13 protein-coding genes are annotated in these 15,302 nt (G+C 59.3%); 8 read left to right on the forward strand and 5 right to left on the reverse strand.

Annotated features, from left to right (window positions below):
• Positions 1–6 precede the first annotated feature (6 nt).
• The 3 genes from ACVWXD_RS00810 (at position 7) to der (ending at position 3,396) form a co-directional block, all read left to right on the forward strand.
• A complete protein-coding gene (locus ACVWXD_RS00810; RefSeq protein ID WP_032890712.1) occupies positions 7–648 on the forward strand; it encodes a YfgM family protein in 642 nt (213 codons plus the stop codon).
• Positions 641–1,792 (forward strand): outer membrane protein assembly factor BamB, encoded by a 1,152-nt coding sequence (gene bamB / locus ACVWXD_RS00815; protein WP_032890714.1) that lies wholly within the window; start codon positions 641–643, stop codon positions 1,790–1,792. The genes ACVWXD_RS00810 and bamB overlap by 8 nt, the downstream gene beginning before the upstream one ends.
• Positions 1,793–1,926: 134 nt before the next feature.
• Positions 1,927–3,396 (forward strand): ribosome biogenesis GTPase Der, encoded by a 1,470-nt coding sequence (gene der / locus ACVWXD_RS00820; RefSeq protein ID WP_032890716.1) that lies wholly within the window; start codon positions 1,927–1,929, stop codon positions 3,394–3,396.
• Between the two features lie 34 nt (positions 3,397–3,430).
• Here der and ACVWXD_RS00825 read toward each other — a convergent pair whose 3' ends face one another.
• On the reverse strand, positions 3,431–4,690 hold the full coding sequence (locus ACVWXD_RS00825) for a hypothetical protein (protein ID WP_457370593.1): 1,260 nt from the start codon (positions 4,688–4,690) through the stop codon (positions 3,431–3,433).
• A 243-nt stretch (positions 4,691–4,933) separates the two neighbouring features.
• Here ACVWXD_RS00825 and ACVWXD_RS00830 point away from each other — a divergent pair, with 243 nt between their 5' ends.
• Positions 4,934–6,082, forward strand: coding sequence for a pyridoxal phosphate-dependent aminotransferase (locus ACVWXD_RS00830; RefSeq protein ID WP_457370594.1), 1,149 nt, complete (start codon positions 4,934–4,936; stop codon positions 6,080–6,082).
• Positions 6,070–6,861, forward strand: a complete 792-nt coding sequence (locus ACVWXD_RS00835; RefSeq protein ID WP_095185818.1) for an amidohydrolase — start codon at positions 6,070–6,072, stop codon at positions 6,859–6,861. The genes ACVWXD_RS00830 and ACVWXD_RS00835 overlap by 13 nt, the downstream gene beginning before the upstream one ends.
• 170 nt (positions 6,862–7,031) lie before the next feature.
• Here the strand turns inward: ACVWXD_RS00835 and leuA are convergent, their stop codons facing one another.
• The 4 genes from leuA to ACVWXD_RS00855 all read right to left on the reverse strand — a co-directional run bounded on the left by leuA (position 7,032) and on the right by ACVWXD_RS00855 (position 12,141).
• Entirely contained in the window at positions 7,032–8,711 is a 1,680-nt protein-coding gene (leuA, locus tag ACVWXD_RS00840; protein WP_017530007.1) for a 2-isopropylmalate synthase, read from the reverse strand.
• Positions 8,712–9,035: 324 nt separating this feature from the next.
• On the reverse strand, positions 9,036–9,857 hold the full coding sequence (locus ACVWXD_RS00845; protein ID WP_032890722.1) for a M23 family metallopeptidase: 822 nt from the start codon (positions 9,855–9,857) through the stop codon (positions 9,036–9,038).
• A 3-nt stretch (positions 9,858–9,860) separates the two neighbouring features.
• On the reverse strand, positions 9,861–11,240 hold the full coding sequence (xseA, locus tag ACVWXD_RS00850; protein ID WP_032890724.1) for an exodeoxyribonuclease VII large subunit: 1,380 nt from the start codon (positions 11,238–11,240) through the stop codon (positions 9,861–9,863).
• Between the two features lie 10 nt (positions 11,241–11,250).
• The gene (locus ACVWXD_RS00855; protein ID WP_122763842.1) at positions 11,251–12,141 is read right to left on the reverse strand and encodes a LysR family transcriptional regulator; all 891 of its coding nucleotides are present in this window, start codon (positions 12,139–12,141) and stop codon (positions 11,251–11,253) included.
• Between the two features lie 99 nt (positions 12,142–12,240).
• Between ACVWXD_RS00855 and ACVWXD_RS00860 the strand changes: the two genes are divergently transcribed.
• The 3 genes from ACVWXD_RS00860 to guaB all read left to right on the forward strand — a co-directional run bounded on the left by ACVWXD_RS00860 (position 12,241) and on the right by guaB (position 15,268).
• The gene (locus ACVWXD_RS00860; RefSeq protein ID WP_457370595.1) at positions 12,241–13,008 is read left to right on the forward strand and encodes a sulfite exporter TauE/SafE family protein; all 768 of its coding nucleotides are present in this window, start codon (positions 12,241–12,243) and stop codon (positions 13,006–13,008) included.
• Between the two features lie 137 nt (positions 13,009–13,145).
• Positions 13,146–13,694, forward strand: coding sequence for a hypothetical protein (locus tag ACVWXD_RS00865; RefSeq protein ID WP_032890730.1), 549 nt, complete (start codon positions 13,146–13,148; stop codon positions 13,692–13,694).
• 104 nt (positions 13,695–13,798) lie between these two features.
• Positions 13,799–15,268 (forward strand): IMP dehydrogenase, encoded by a 1,470-nt coding sequence (guaB, locus tag ACVWXD_RS00870; RefSeq protein WP_003209646.1) that lies wholly within the window; start codon positions 13,799–13,801, stop codon positions 15,266–15,268.
• The last annotated feature ends 34 nt before the right edge of the window (positions 15,269–15,302 follow it).

The raw sequence follows: 15,302 nt of genomic DNA on the forward strand, positions 1-15,302 counted from the left end.
ATTGGGGTGTCGAGTACTGATGATGAGCAGTTGGCCGAGTTCAAGGACTGGTGGCAGCGTAACGGCAAGCCCCTGGTTACTGGCGGTCTGCTGGCTTTAGTGGTGGTGTTCGGCTGGCAAGCCTGGACAAAATATCAGGCCAACCAGTCCCAGGGCGCCTCTATCCTCTATCAGCAATTGCTGGAAACCACCCTGACGCCGGACGGCAAGCCCGACCCTGCGCAAGTGGCGGACCTGGCCGGCAAGCTGAAGAACGAATTCGGCGGTAGCACCTACGCCCAATACGGCAGCCTGTTCGTCGCGAAGGTCGCGGTCGATACCGGCAAGCTGGATGACGCCGCTGCAGAACTGAAGGCTATCGCCGACAAGCCGACCAACCCGACCCTGGGTGAAATCGCACGTCAGCGCCTGGCCCAGGTATTGGCGGCACAGAACAAAGCTGACGAAGCACTCAAACTGCTCGACGGTGATGCGGACAAGGCATTTGTTGCTACTCGCGAAGAGCTCAAGGGCGACCTGTTGGTCCAATTGGGTCGTACCGATGAAGCCAATGCTGCGTACAAGAAAGCCAAGGCGGCGCTGTCTGATGAAGCGGCGGTCGGTGGCTTACAAATCAAGCTCGACGACTTGGCCAAAGGGGATGCGTGACGTGATCCGTTGGAAACATGCAGCATTGCTGGCTCTGGCCGTTCTGGCCGCGGGTTGCAGCAGCAACAGTAAAAAAGAACTGCCTCCGGCCGAGCTGACCAGCTTCAAGGAAGAAGTAGTCCTGCAAAAGCAATGGAGCCGCTCCATCGGTGACGGCCAGGGCGAGACCTACAACATGTTGGTTCCGGCAATCGACGGTGACAACATTGTGGCTGCTGACGTGACCGGCGTAGTGATCTCCATGGATCGCATGAACGGCGATGTGAAATGGAAGACTGACCTCGAATTGCCTGTGTCCGGCGCCGTAGGCGTTGGTTATGGCCTGGTGATGGTCGGCACGCTGAAAGGCGAAGTGGTTGCCCTCGATTCCAGCACCGGTGAAGAGAAATGGCGCGCTCGCGTGACCAGTGAAGTCCTCGCACCACCTGCCACCAACGGCGACATCGTTGTGGTGCAGACCCAGGATGACCGTGTAATCGGTCTGGATGCCGCTACCGGCAACCAGCGCTGGTTGTACGACAGTACACCTGCGGTGTTGACCCTGCGTGGTACCAGTGGTCCGGTTGTAACCAACAATCTGGCCGTTGCAGGCCTGTCGACCGGTAAAGTGGTCGCCCTGGACACCCAGAACGGCGTGCCGGCCTGGGAAACCCGTGTGGCAATCCCGCAAGGTCGTTCCGAGCTGGATCGTGTAGTGGACATCGACGGTGGCTTGCTGCTGTCGGGTGAAACCCTCTACGTCGCCACCTATCAGGGCCGTGTTGCGGCGCTGGACCTGCAGAGCGGCCGCGTTAACTGGCAGCGTGATGCTTCCAGCTACGCTGGTGTCTCCCAAGGGTTTGGCAGCGTCTACGTCAGCCTGGCATCCGGCACTGTTGAAAGTGTCGACGAGCGTTCCACCACCGCGTTGTGGAGCAACGACTCCCTGGCTCGCCGTCAACTGTCGGCACCGGAAGTGTTCTCCAGCTACGTAGCGGTCGGCGATTTCGAAGGCTACTTGCATCTGCTGAGCCAGGTGGATGGTCGCTTCGTAGGTCGTGAGCGTATCGACAGCGACGGCCTGCGCGCGCGTCCGCTGGTGGTGGGTAACATGCTTTATGTGTATGGCAACAGCGGCAAGCTGGAAGCCCTGACCATCAAGTAAGAACTATGCTTGGGGTAACACCCAGGCGGCCCCGTTTCTGCGGGGCATGCGGCATCTGACGATGCTGCCCCGAGCACCAGCCGCTGCCCTGCAGCGGCTTTTGTATTTTCTGAAATAACGAAGTGGAGAGCCGCATGGTTCCCGTAATCGCCCTGGTGGGCCGACCTAACGTCGGCAAGTCCACCTTGTTCAACCGCCTGACCAGGACTCGCGACGCTATTGTCGGCGACTTGTCCGGTCTGACCCGTGATCGCCAATACGGTGAGGCAAAGTGGCAAGGGCGCTCCTACATTATTGTCGACACCGGTGGTATCTCCGGTGATGAGCATGGCATGGACGAAAAAATGGCCGAGCAGTCGCTGCTGGCCATTGAAGAAGCCGATGTCGTGTTGTTCCTGGTGGACGCCCGCGCTGGCTACACCGCTGCCGACCAGATGATCGGCGAGCACCTGCGCAAGCGTAACAAACGTTCCTATTTGGTCGCGAACAAGATCGATAACATCGATCCTGAGGCGGCCCGTGCTGAATTCAGCCCGATGGGCCTGGGCGACGCGATCCCGGTTGCCGGTGCCCACGGCCGCGGCATCACGCAGATGCTGGAAATCGCTCTGCGCGACTTCCCGAAGGATGATGCTGAGGAAGAAGAGGGCGAAGAAGAGATCGTTGCCGAAGGTGAGGAAGCCAAGCGCATTCCTGGCCCTAGTGAAAAAGACGGTATCAAGATCGCCATCATCGGCCGTCCTAACGTCGGCAAGTCGACCCTGGTCAATCGTATGCTCGGTGAAGACCGGGTAATCGTGTACGACCAGCCTGGCACCACCCGCGACAGTATCTACATCCCGTTCGAGCGTAACGACGAGAAGTACACGCTGATCGACACAGCCGGTGTGCGCAAGCGCGGCAAGATCCACGAGGAAGTTGAAAAGTTTTCCGTGGTGAAAACCCTGCAAGCGATCAAAGACGCCAACGTGGTGATCTTCGTGATGGACGCCCGCGAAGGCGTGGTGGACCACGACCTCAACTTGCTGGGCTTTGCCCTGGAAGCGGGCCGGGCATTGGTCATCGCGATCAACAAGTGGGACGGCATGACGCCGAGCGAGCGCGATTTCGTCAAGATCGAGCTGCAGCGCCGCCTGTTCTTCGTCGAGTTCGCCGATATTCACTTTATCTCGGCATTGCACGGTACTGGCGTGGGTAACCTGTACGCTTCCGTACAGAATTCTTTCAAGTCCGCAGTCACCCGCTGGCCGACCAATCGTCTCACCCAGATCCTGGAAGATGCGGTGGGCGAGCATGCGCCGCCGATGGTCAACAACCGCCGGATCAAACTGCGTTACGCCCACTTGGGTGGTGCCAACCCGCCGATTATCGTGATCCACGGTAACCAGATCGAGAAGGTGCCTAAGTCCTACGTGCGTTACTTGGAAAACACCTACCGCCGTGTCTTGAAGCTGGTCGGTACGCCGATCCGTATCGAGTTCAAGGGGGGCGAGAACCCATACGAAGGCAACAAGAACACACTGACTGACCGTCAGGTGAACAAGAAGCGTCGTTTGATGACTCACCACAAGAAGGCCGACAAGAAGCGCCGCGACAAGCGCTGATTCAAGCTTTAAAAAGGCGCCGGTGGCGCCTTTTTTACGCCTGCGATTCGGAAAAATAACAAGCCAGCAGGAAGGTTGGTTCAAGCGTGAGGCCTGATAAGGACATCAATACGAGCAATCGTTTTTGTTGGTCCATGACCAGCCCAATGGGCTCGCTGAACTGCTGGTTGAAGTCCAGCTCAACGATGCCGGTGCCGTTAGGCCCGAAGCTTGTATCGATCTCGCCATTGCTATTGAAGCGCGCCATCACGGCCGTTTTGTTCAATACCTCTTCAAGGGTGCCGACCGCTACGATTTTGCCAGCGTCCACCAGCAACTTGTGCCAACGGGTCACGTTTGCCGTGATTACCGGTAGGCCATTGTTGAAGCCGGGATCCGGCACGCCGTCGGGGTCTAGTGAGATAAGCAGTGCTCCTTGCGCAGCAGAGCCGCACGCAAGGATCTTTTCATGGGTGGCAACGAGATCAAGGTATTGATGATCCTGGGTTCGGTACTCGCCGCTGATCGCGAAGGTTGTATCTACCGCACCTTCCGAGGTGTAACGCTGGAGGATTCCCGTCTTGATACCCCTGACATGGACGCTGTGGCCGTAAGCGAGAATCTTGTCGTCCGCTTGAATGGCAAGGCCTGCTAAAGCCGTGTTCTCGCCCGCCTTAAGGGTATCGATATAGCCACGGCCACTATTGAAGGCGAGGTCGGTTTGGCCTTCGGCATTTATACGGGCTATCAGAGCTCCCCAGTGTCCGGGTTCGCCTGTGTACAAGTGCAGGGTGATTATCTTCCCGGTACTTTGAAGGGCCGCGTCCACGCCTGGCGCTTGGTTGGGGCCTTGTTCGTAGGTGATTGGCAGATTCAGTACCGATATGCCGTTTTTACCGAATTGAGGGACGGGTGCTCCGGTTAGTTGGCTTTTAGCTACTGCGGGTACGGGAGTGCTTGAGTTGTGCGTCAGGGCTCCGCACAGCAAGTAGGACTGGTGATCCGCCGTGAGCACTTTCAGGCCATTTGAGGGCCATTGCTGATCCGATGGTTCAAAGAGCCCGGTCACGATTCCATTTTTACCGAAACCTTGATTGGGCTGCCCATCTGCTTGCAGGTTGAAATAGACGAAGTGGCCTTGGGTGTAAGTGTTCATATCCTTCAGAACACTGGCGGAAACCAGTAACTTGTCGTCAATGCTGTTCAGTCCATATGCCCTGAAAATCGCTCCATCTTCGATGTTGAGCGGCAAGACTCCGCGTTCACCAAACGACGGATCCAGTTCACCGGTTTTGTGGAGGAGAGTGGTTGACATGGGTTGCCTCGCTGATGGGGTAAGCCTGATTAGTTAGGCGCTTTTTTCTTCGTTGAGGTAACTGTTAGAACTACCTGTTATGCACACTGAGACAGTCCGTTCGTCGCAGAGGACGCGGTAGAAGGCCGATACTGTTCATCGCTATCAATGGCGCGTGCCGGCTTTTTTTCTGACAACCGCATGGGCTATCCTCGACCCTTACCGCGCCATTGCAGCGACAGGTGTTCAGCAGGGACTCACCGAATGATCAACAGCAAGTTACCGAATGTCGGCACCACTATTTTCACCACTATGTCGCAATTGGCTGCCGAAACCGGTGCGCTCAACCTCTCCCAGGGGTTTCCCGACTTCAACGGCCCCCAGGCTTTACTCGATGCCGTGGGCAAACATGTTGCCAGCGGGCATAACCAATACTCCCCGATGACCGGCCTTCCGGCGCTGCGTCAACAGGTGGCGGGCAAGATCGCTCGCAGCTATGGCGCCACGGTCAACCCGGACAGCGAAGTGACCATCACCCCCGGTGCCACGGCTGCGATCTTCTGTGCGATCCAGGCGGTGATCCGCAGTGGCGATGAAGTCATCGTGTTCGATCCCTGCTACGACAGCTATGAGCCCTCGGTCGAACTGGCCGGGGGACGCTGTGTCCATGTGCAACTGAGCCTGCAAGGCTTTGCATTGGACGTTGAGAAGATCAAGGCCGCGCTGTCGCCACGCACGCGCATGATCATCCTCAACACCCCGCACAACCCGACTGGCGCGCTGATCAGCCGCGCCGAGCTGGACCAGTTGGCCGAACTGATCCGCGACCGCGATATCTACCTGGTCAGCGATGAGGTCTACGAACACCTGGTATTCGACGGCGTGCCCCACGTGAGCGTGCTGGCCCATAAAGAGCTGTACCTGCGTGCGTTCGTGGTCAGCTCCTTTGGCAAGACCTACCATGTCACCGGCTGGAAAACCGGCTACGTGGTCGCGCCACCGGCCCTGACGGCTGAATTGCGCAAGGTGCATCAATACGTCAACTTCTGTGGCGTAACCCCGTTGCAGTTCGCCTTGGCCGATTTCATGGCCGAACACCCGGAGCACGTCGACGAACTGCCTGCGTTCTATCAGGCCAAGCGCGATCTGTTCTGCGACCTGCTGGCGCCGTCGCGCTTCAGCTTTACCCGGGTGACCGGAACCTACTTCCAATTGGTGGATTACTCACAAATACGCCCGGACCTGGATGACGTCGCCATGTCCCTGTGGATGACCCGTGAACACGGTGTGGCGACTATCCCGGTCTCGGTGTTCTACCAGACCCCACCCCAAGGCCAGCGCCTGGTGCGCCTGTGCTTTGCCAAACGCGAGGAAACGCTGCAGCAGGCAGCTGAAAAACTATGCGTGATCTGAGTGCACTGCCGAATCTGAATATCGCCCTGGTCCAGACCACCCTGGCCTGGCACGACCGCCAGGCCAACCTCGAACATTTCGACGGGCTGCTGGAGCAGGCCCGCGGCGCCGACCTCATCGTGCTCCCGGAGATGTTCACCACCGGTTTCTCCATGGACTCGCAAACCCTCGCCGAGCCGGAAAACGGCCCGACCCATCATTGGCTCCAGGCCCAGGCTGCGAAGTACAACGCGGTGATCACCGGTAGCGTGATCATCCAGGCCGCTGATGGCAGCCACCGCAACCGCCTGTTATGGGCGCGGCCGGATGGCGAGGTGTTGCACTACGATAAACGTCATTTGTTTCGTATGGCCGGTGAACACAATCACTACACACCCGGCGAGCGCCAGGTGCAGTTCGAGTTGAAAGGTTGGCGTGTTCGGCCGCTGATTTGCTACGACCTGCGCTTTCCGGTGTGGAGTCGGGATCCCCAGGACACTGACTTGCTGCTGTACACCGCCAATTGGCCGGGCGCGCGGCGCCAGCATTGGAACCGGTTGTTGCCGGCGCGGGCTATCGAGAACCTGTGCTACGTAGCGGCGGTCAATCGAGTGGGCACCGACGGCAAGGGCTTTGCCTACACTGGCGATAGCCAAGTGCTGGATTTCCAGGGCGAGAGCCTGCTGAGTGCGGGGGAGGCGGACGGGGTGTTCCAGGTGTGCCTTGACGCGGCTGAGCTCGCTGCGTATCGCACCAAGTTTCCGGCGAATCTGGATGCCGATAGCTTTCAGTTTGTCTGACAGACCGCTATCGGGGGGGCAAGCCTCCTCCCACACTTTGATTTGTGAATACATTCAAAATGTGGGAGGGGGCTTGCCCCCGATGAGTCCCTGACAGGCAACCCAAATCTGGAACTCAATAAAAAGGCCCCTGGGTTCTCACCCAGGGGCCTTTTGTATGACGGCTAAGGTTACGCCGCTTTGGCTTCCTGCTGGCTCAGCGATCGGTTCAGCGCACTGAACAGCGCCTTGAAGCTCGCCGTGGTGATGTTTTCATCAATGCCCACGCCATGCACTGGACGTTCACCGTTCACACGCAGTTCGATATAGGCCGCTGCCTTGGCGTTGGTACCCGCACCGATCGCATGTTCGTTGTAGTCCATGATTTCCACGCCAATCGGCAGGCCAGCCACCAGGGCTTCCAGCGCGCCGTTGCCTTTGCCTTTCCAATGCAGGTTGGTTTCGCCCTGGCCCTTGCCCGAGACTTCCACTTCGACAAAGCTGTTGCCGTTCTCTTCCTGCAGGCGATGGCTGACCAGCGCGTACGGAGTGTTGGCTTGCAGGTATTCACGCTGCAGCAAGGCGTAGATCTGTGGTGCGGTCATCTCCAGGCCCACGCGGTCGGTTTCGGCCTGGACTACCTGGCTGAATTCGATCTGCATGCGGCGTGGCAAGCTGATGTCGTATTCCTGTTCCAGCAGGTAGGCGATGCCGCCTTTGCCCGACTGGCTGTTCACGCGGATCACCGCCTCGTAGCTGCGACCGATGTCAGCCGGGTCGATCGGCAAGTACGGCACTTCCCACAGGGCATCATCTTTCTGTTGGGAGAAGCCTTTGCGGATCGCGTCCTGGTGGGAACCGGAGAACGCGGTGTGCACCAGATCGCCGACGTACGGATGACGGGGGTGTACCTGGATCTGGTTGCACTCCTCGACGACTTTGCGCACACCGTCGATGTCGGAGAAGTCCAACTGCGGGTCCAGACCCTGGGTGTACATGTTCAACGCCACGGTGACGAGGTCGACGTTACCGGTACGCTCGCCGTTACCGAACAGGCAGCCTTCGACACGGTCGGCGCCGGCCATCAAGCCCAGCTCGGTAGCGGCCACGCCGGTACCACGGTCGTTGTGGGTGTGCAGGCTGATGATCACGCTGTCACGGCGGTTGATATGGCGGCCGAACCACTCGATCTGATCGGCATAGATGTTAGGCGTGGCGCACTCCACGGTGGCTGGCAGGTTGAGGATCATCTTGTGCTCAGGCGTCGGGTTCCACACCTCGATCACCGCGTCACACACTTCCTTGGCGAACTCCAGTTCAGTGGCACTGAAGGTCTCTGGGGAATACTCGAAGGTCCACTGGGTTTCCGGCTGCTGGGCAGCGTATTTGACGAACAGCTTGGCCGCATTGACTGCGATGGCCTTGATGCCGTCCTTGTCCTGGTTGAACACGATGCGGCGGAACGACGGCGAGGTGGCGTTGTACAAGTGCACGATGGCTTTCTTGGCGCCGCGCAGGGATTCGAAGGTGCGTGCGATCAAGTCTTCACGGCCCTGGGTCAGCACCTGGATGGTGGTGTCCTCGGGGATGTGATTGTCTTCGATCAGGGTGCGCACGAAGTCGAAGTCGGTTTGCGACGCGGCAGGGAACGATGCCTCGATTTCCTTCACGCCGACGGCTACCAGGGTCTTCCAGAAGCGCAGTTTTTTCACTGCGTCCATCGGCTCGATCAACGACTGGTTGCCATCACGCAGGTCGGAGCTGCACCAGATCGGCGCGGTGGTGATGGTCTTCGATGGCCAAGTGCGGTCCGGGATATCGATGGTCGGAAACGCGCGGTACTTCGAAGACGGGTCTTTGAGCATGCTCATCGGGAAATCCTTTGTTGTAGGGGCCGAGAAAAGGCGGCCTGCCGTGGAACTGTTTTTGGGGATAAAGCGTAGAGACGAGGCAGATCGATTCAGCCTGGCAGTCGTGCGCTGACGAGGCACAGGCTGCGGTGCTGGCGGAGCTGAATGAGGGTGTGAGAGGTTTTCATAAGCTCAACCCTAACCGCCGGGGTGAAAGATGGCAAGCAGTCGAGAAAAATTGAGAGAAGTTCTGCTATTTACGTAGGAGGCGAGATTTTATGCCTGAAAATTCGGTGGGTTCTGAATTTAATTGCGCGCGCTTTGCGGCGCACGCAATCGAGTCATTCAGGGCTGGAACGCGCCGATAAAGATCGCAGGGTCCACCCGCGCATCGTTGAGGCTGACGTTCCAGTGCATATGTGGGCCGGTGGCGCGGCCGGTCGCGCCGACCTTGCCCACCACTGTCCCACGCACCAGTTGCTGGCCGACCTTCACGTCTATCTTCGACATATGACAGAACATGCTGATAAAGCCCTGGCCGTGGTCGACGAATACGGTGTTGCCGTTGAAGAAGTAGTTACCGACCAGAATCACCTTGCCGTTCGCCGGCGTCTTGATCGGCGTACCGGCCGGCACGGCGAAATCCAGGCCCGAATGCGGGTTACGCTCTTCGCCGTTGAAGAAACGGCGCACGCCGAACTTGCTCGACAGGGGCCCGTTTACCGGTTTATCCAGCACCAGGTTACTCGGCAGGTTGGGGCTGAAGCTGCGGTAGGCCTTGAGCTGTACGGCCAGTTCGCCTTCGATGCGCTTCAGTTGAGCCGGGTCGGGGTTGACCTGGCTTTTGTTTTTCAGGGTGATGCGCTGTTCCGGGTATTTCTTATAGCCGACGATAAACGGCAGGCTGCGCCCGCCGCTGCTGATGCGCTCGTTACCCGGCTTGACGCTCAGCGGGATACCGACAATCGCCAGCCAATTGTCCTGTTCCTTGACCACCAGCACCGGCTTGCCTTGATAGGTCGCTTTCGGCGCTGCCGCCGAAGGGCCCAGGTCGACCACGGCCACACCACCCGGCACCGGTTTGTTCAAGGTACGGCTGATATAGCTATCGGCGTGGGCATTAAAGGTAAGGCACAGCAGCATCAACAAACTAAAGAGACGAGGCATCAATCAATCCAATAACGAAAGGGTGACGGGTGTCAGGTGGTTGTCTTCCACGCGCACTTGCAATTGGCCTTCACCGAGACGCGCGGTGAGACGCTGGCCGGTGTGGGTTTGCGCCGCGTTGCGAATGGCATGGCCGCGCTCATCCAGCAGGATGCTGTAACCACGGCCCAGGGTCGCCAGCGGGCTGACCACCTGCAATGTCTGCACCTGGCTTTGCAGTTGCAGGCGACGGGCCTTCAGGCCTTCGCGCATGGCGCGGGGCAAGCGTTCGGCGAGGCTGTTCAGGCGCTGGCGCAATAGCGCCAGTTGACGGCCGGGGTGCTGGCCGGTGAGGCGGGTTTCCAGGCGGATCAGGCGCTCGCGACGGGTATTGAGGCTGCGTTCAAACGCACGGCGCAGGCGCATATCCAGATCATCCAGGCGCTGGGCCTGCTGGCGCAGACGTTCGCCGGGATGGCGCAGGCGACGGGCCATGCCTTCCAGGCGCAGGCGGTCGTGGGTCAGGCGGTTACGCATCAGCATGACCAGGCGGCGATGCAGGTTTTCCACCTGACGCACCAGATGGCTGGCGTCCGGTGCCAGCAATTCGGCGGCGGCGGACGGGGTAGGGGCGCGTACGTCCGCCACGAAGTCGCTGATGGACACATCGGTTTCATGTCCGACGGCGCTGACAATGGGGGTCACGCAAGCGTCCACCGCGCGGGCTACGGCTTCTTCGTTGAAGCACCAGAGGTCTTCCAGGGAGCCGCCGCCACGGGCCAGAATCAGTGCGTCAAAGCCTCGCGCATCGGCCAGTTTCAGCGCGCGGACAATCTGCGGGATCGCCTCGCGGCCTTGCACGGCGGTCGGGATCAAGGTCAGCTCGATGTTCGGCGCCCGGCGGCGGAACACGCTGATGATGTCGCGGATCACTGCGCCGGTGGGCGAACTGATAATGCCAATGCGTCGAGGATGGGCCGGCAGTGGGACCTTACGCTCGGCACTGAACAAGCCTTCGGCGCTGAGCTTTTCCTTCAAGGCATCGAAGGCCAAACGCAGCGCACCATCACCGGCGGGCTCCACGGTGTCGAGGATCAGTTGGTAGTCGCCACGGCCCTCGAACAGCGAGACCTTGCCGCGCACCTTCACCGCCAGGCCATCTTTCAGCGCCTGGCGCACCCGTGCGGCATTGTTGCGAAACAACGCACAACGTACTTGGGCGCCGCTGTCCTTGAGGGTGAAATACACATGGCCGGAGGCTGGGCGGGCGAGGTTCGAGATCTCGCCTTCGACCCAGATATTGGTGAACACGTCTTCCAGCAACACCCGCGCACGGCCGTTGAGTTGGCTGACAGTCAGGACTTCACGGTCCAGGCCCAGGCGGGCAAAGGGGTCTTTAATCATGGGCGGCAGTTTATAGGCATTCGTGCAGGGTTTGACAGAACTGCTCAACCAACCGGCTCGGCGTCGGTGGGCAGGCCAGGGCCACGGTGCTCAGGCAATCCGGATCGGCCAGCGGTAGAAAGTGCACATTGGCGGGAGCAATGTCCTGCATGGATTTTGGTAATAAGGCGATACCAAACCCGGCCTGGATCAACTGTAGCTGAGTGGTCTTTCGTGACATGACCCGCGCAGCCTTAGGGAAAAATCCGGCGCGCATGCAGAGCTCGGCCGCCAGATAACTCAGGCCGCCACGCTGTGGGTGGGGGATCGAGATAAACGCTTCATCTTTGAGCTGTTCCAGGTCGATGGGCTCGTTGCTACGTGCCAAACGGTGATTCGGCGGCACAGCAAGCAGCAATTGTTCTTTATATAAGGGCTCCACACGTACCCCTTCACGCTGGCGCAACACCGGCAACCGTAGCAGTCCGATATCCAGCCTACCGTCGGCGATTTCCTCCAGTTGCGCCTCGGATGACAGTTTGACGATGTCCATTGATACGCCGGGGCAACGCTCCAACCACGTGTTGATGCCTTGCAACAAAACGCCGCTCATCGGCACGGTGCTCGAATGGCTCAGCCGCAGGGTGCCGAGCTGGCCGTTACCGACCTGGGTCGCGGTTTCACTGGCCTTGAGTAGCTCGCTCAGCAAATTGCGTGCCCTCGGGTAGAACGCTTCACCGGCGGCGGTCAGGCGTGGCTGACGCGCGGTGCGTTCGAACAATGGCGTTTGCAGCTGTTTTTCCAGCTCCTTGATCTGTCGGCTTAGAGCCGATTGCGCCACAAACAGACGTTCGGCGGCGGCGCTGAAGCTGCCGCTGTCGGCGATTTCAACGAAGTAGCGCAGTTGGCGAGTGGAAATCACGCGTCATGCCTTTTCGAGATGGATGGAGGGCTTTGAAGATATTAGTCGCAACCCTCGCCGATGGCTAAAGTGATGGTTATCTCTTTCAAGGAAGACTCCATGAGCCCGCTTGAGCTGATGAACCAGTGGTCGTTTAGCGGTGTGGATTGGCTGGTGGTCGGCCTGGGTGTCGTCGTGGCGTACATCGTGTTTGGTATTGCCGGCTTCGGGACGGCGCTGGTGGCGGGGCCTATCCTGATTCTGTTTATGCCGCTGTCGAAGATCATTCCGTTGCTGGTGCTGCTGGATTTTGTCGCGGCCTTTGGCGGCCTGCTGCAAACGCGGCAGGATGTGAACACGTCGGAATTGCTGCGGCTGCTGCCGTGTATGGCCATTGGTTGCACACTGGGCGTGGTGTTTTTGCTCAATCTGCATTCGGACTTGTTGCTGCTGTTGATGGGGCTGTTTATCAGCGCCTATGCCGTCTACACCTTGGCAGTAAAAGCCCGTCCCACGCAGCTCGGCAAAGGCTGGTCGATTCCCATGGGCACCGTCGGCGGCCTGTTTGGCGCGCTGTTCGGCAGTGGCGGCTTTTTATATGCGATCTATCTGAACAGCCGATTATCCAAGGACGCGGCGCGGGCGACTCAAAGTGCGCTGATCAGTTGCAGTACCGTGGTGCGCCTGAGCCTGTTCCTGATCGCCGGGGTGTATGCGGATCTGCCATTGTTGCTGTTGGCGCTGTGCCTACTGCCAGCGATGGGGCTTGGGCTGTGGTTTGGGCGTAGGTTGACGATGCGTATGTCGCGTGAGGCGTTTGTGCGGTTAGTGACGTGGCTGGTGCTGGCCAGTGGCATTGCGTTGATTGGACGGTATCTGAGCACTTGACCGGATTTCTTCAGGGATTAAGCTGCCAGCCTCCCGGGCGTCATCGCGGGCAAGCCCGGCTCCCACAGTTGAGCGCATTCCAATATGGGAGCCGGGCTTGCCCGCGATGACGCCAGAAGCCACACCGCAGGACTCTCATGAACTCCCAAAGCATCCTTGTCCCGAAAATCTCCACCTTGCCCGTCCACGAGCCCCGCGCGCGGGCGATCGTGCGTTGGCTGGTGCGCAAGAACATCATCAAGGAAGAACTCACCACTTGCGGGCGCACCGGCAACCGCATGGCCTACGCCCTGGCCGACGGTGCCCGCGCCGTGGTCCGGCACCCCGAAGCGCTGCCGTTCAACGAGCCGGTCAACGGCCTGGAGATCATCTACAAACGCTGCATCTACACCCCGGCCAAGGGCTTTCTCGAAGAAGCCGGCTGCCCGGAATGTCGCAAAGAGGTCGGCGAGGCGCTGTTTGAAAGCCTGGAAGACTGGATGCCCGGCCACACCGACAACTTCACCTGCCCGCTGTGTGGGCATGAAGATGACATCAATGGGTTTCTGTTCCTGCAGGAATGCGGGTTTTCCAACCTGGGATTCATCTTCAATAACTGGGCAGAGGCGGGGTTCAAGCAAAGCTTCATCGACGAATTCGCCGATTGGCTGGACCAAAAGATCAGTTGGGTTAAGGTCGAACTTTAATCCATCTATCAGTATTACCAAGTTTGTCAGAGTTTTACATTGAGCCCGACAGGGTGCATGTATATAATGGCGCGCTTCCATTTTCCCGCTCGGGAGCCCCCGCGATGCTGCGTATCAGCCAAGAAGCTCTGACATTCGACGACATTCTCCTAGTGCCCGGTTATTCCGAGGTGCTTCCTAACGAAGTCAGTCTCAAGACCCGCCTAACCCGTGGCATCGAGCTGAATATTCCCCTGGTTTCCGCTGCGATGGACACCGTTACCGAAGCCCGCCTGGCCATTGCCATGGCGCAGGAAGGCGGTATCGGGATCATCCACAAGAACATGACCATCGAGCAGCAAGCTGCCGAAGTGCGCAAGGTCAAGCGTTACGAAGCCGGTGTGGTGAAAGATCCAATCACCATCGAAGCCGACGCCACCGTGCGTGATCTGTTCGACCTCACTCGTCTGCACAACATCTCCGGTGTTCCTGTGCTGCACGATGGCGACCTGGTCGGCATCGTCACTTCCCGTGACGTGCGTTTCGAAAACCGTCTTGAAGTCACCGTCCGCGAAGTGATGACGCCTAAAGAGCGCCTCGTGACTGTCAAGGAAGGCGCCGACAAGAACGACGTGCGCGAACTGCTGCACAAGCACCGCATCGAGCGCGTGCTGATCGTCGACGACAAATTCGCCCTCAAAGGCATGATGACCGTCAACGACATCGAAAAAGCCAAGGCTTACCCGCTGGCCAGCAAGGATGACCAAGGTCGTCTGCGCGTGGGCGCTGCCGTCGGTACCGGCAAAGACACCGGTGACCGCGTTGCAGCCCTGGTAGCCGCGGGTGTGGACGTGGTGGTGGTCGATACCGCTCACGGTCACTCCAAAGGCGTGATCGACCGCGTACGTTGGGTCAAACAGAACTTCCCTGACGTGCAGGTGATCGGCGGCAACATCGCCACCGGCGCAGCGGCCAAGGCCCTGGCCGAAGCCGGCGCTGACGCAGTCAAGGTCGGTATCGGCCCTGGCTCGATCTGCACCACGCGTATTGTCGCTGGTGTGGGCGTGCCGCAAATCAGCGCCATCGCCAACGTTGCCGCTGCCCTTGAAGGCACCGGCGTTCCGTTGATCGCTGACGGCGGCATCCGTTTCTCCGGTGACCTGTCCAAGGCCATCGTAGCCGGTGCCTCCTGCGTGATGATGGGCTCGATGTTCGCCGGTACCGAAGAAGCACCGGGTGAGATCGAACTGTTCCAGGGCCGTTCGTACAAGGCTTACCGTGGCATGGGTTCGCTGGGCGCCATGTCCCAGGCTCAAGGCTCGTCCGACCGTTACTTCCAGGACTCCTCGGCAGGCGCCGAGAAGCTCGTTCCGGAAGGCATCGAAGGCCGTGTTCCTTACAAAGGCACCCTGAGCGCCATCATCCATCAACTGATGGGCGGCCTGCGTTCTTCGATGGGCTACACCGGCAGCGCCGACATCGAAGAAATGCGCACCAAGCCAGAGTTCGTACGGATCACCGGCGCCGGCATGGCTGAATCCCATGTCCACGACGTGCAGATCACCAAGGAAGCGCCAAACTACCGCGTAGGTTGAGGCTTCCAGCAAAATGTTAAGTAACCGGGGCTGT

The organism is Pseudomonas sp. TE3911 (assembly GCF_054062775.1).

Excerpts from the sequence above, each read along its gene's own strand:
- der (WP_032890716.1), top strand. The coding sequence starts at position 1,927 with ATGGTTCCCGTAATCGCCCTGGTGGGCCGACCTAACGTCGGCAAGTCC.
- xseA (WP_032890724.1), bottom strand. The coding sequence starts at position 11,240 with ATGATTAAAGACCCCTTTGCCCGCCTGGGCCTGGACCGTGAAGTCCTG.
- leuA (WP_017530007.1), bottom strand. The coding sequence starts at position 8,711 with ATGAGCATGCTCAAAGACCCGTCTTCGAAGTACCGCGCGTTTCCGACC.
- ACVWXD_RS00865 (WP_032890730.1), top strand. The coding sequence starts at position 13,146 with ATGAACTCCCAAAGCATCCTTGTCCCGAAAATCTCCACCTTGCCCGTC.
- ACVWXD_RS00860 (WP_457370595.1), top strand. The coding sequence starts at position 12,241 with ATGAGCCCGCTTGAGCTGATGAACCAGTGGTCGTTTAGCGGTGTGGAT.
- ACVWXD_RS00825 (WP_457370593.1), bottom strand. The coding sequence starts at position 4,690 with ATGTCAACCACTCTCCTCCACAAAACCGGTGAACTGGATCCGTCGTTT.
- ACVWXD_RS00830 (WP_457370594.1), top strand. The coding sequence starts at position 4,934 with ATGATCAACAGCAAGTTACCGAATGTCGGCACCACTATTTTCACCACT.
- bamB (WP_032890714.1), top strand. The coding sequence starts at position 641 with ATGCGTGACGTGATCCGTTGGAAACATGCAGCATTGCTGGCTCTGGCC.
- ACVWXD_RS00835 (WP_095185818.1), top strand. The coding sequence starts at position 6,070 with ATGCGTGATCTGAGTGCACTGCCGAATCTGAATATCGCCCTGGTCCAG.
- guaB (WP_003209646.1), top strand. The coding sequence starts at position 13,799 with ATGCTGCGTATCAGCCAAGAAGCTCTGACATTCGACGACATTCTCCTA.
- ACVWXD_RS00845 (WP_032890722.1), bottom strand. The coding sequence starts at position 9,857 with ATGCCTCGTCTCTTTAGTTTGTTGATGCTGCTGTGCCTTACCTTTAAT.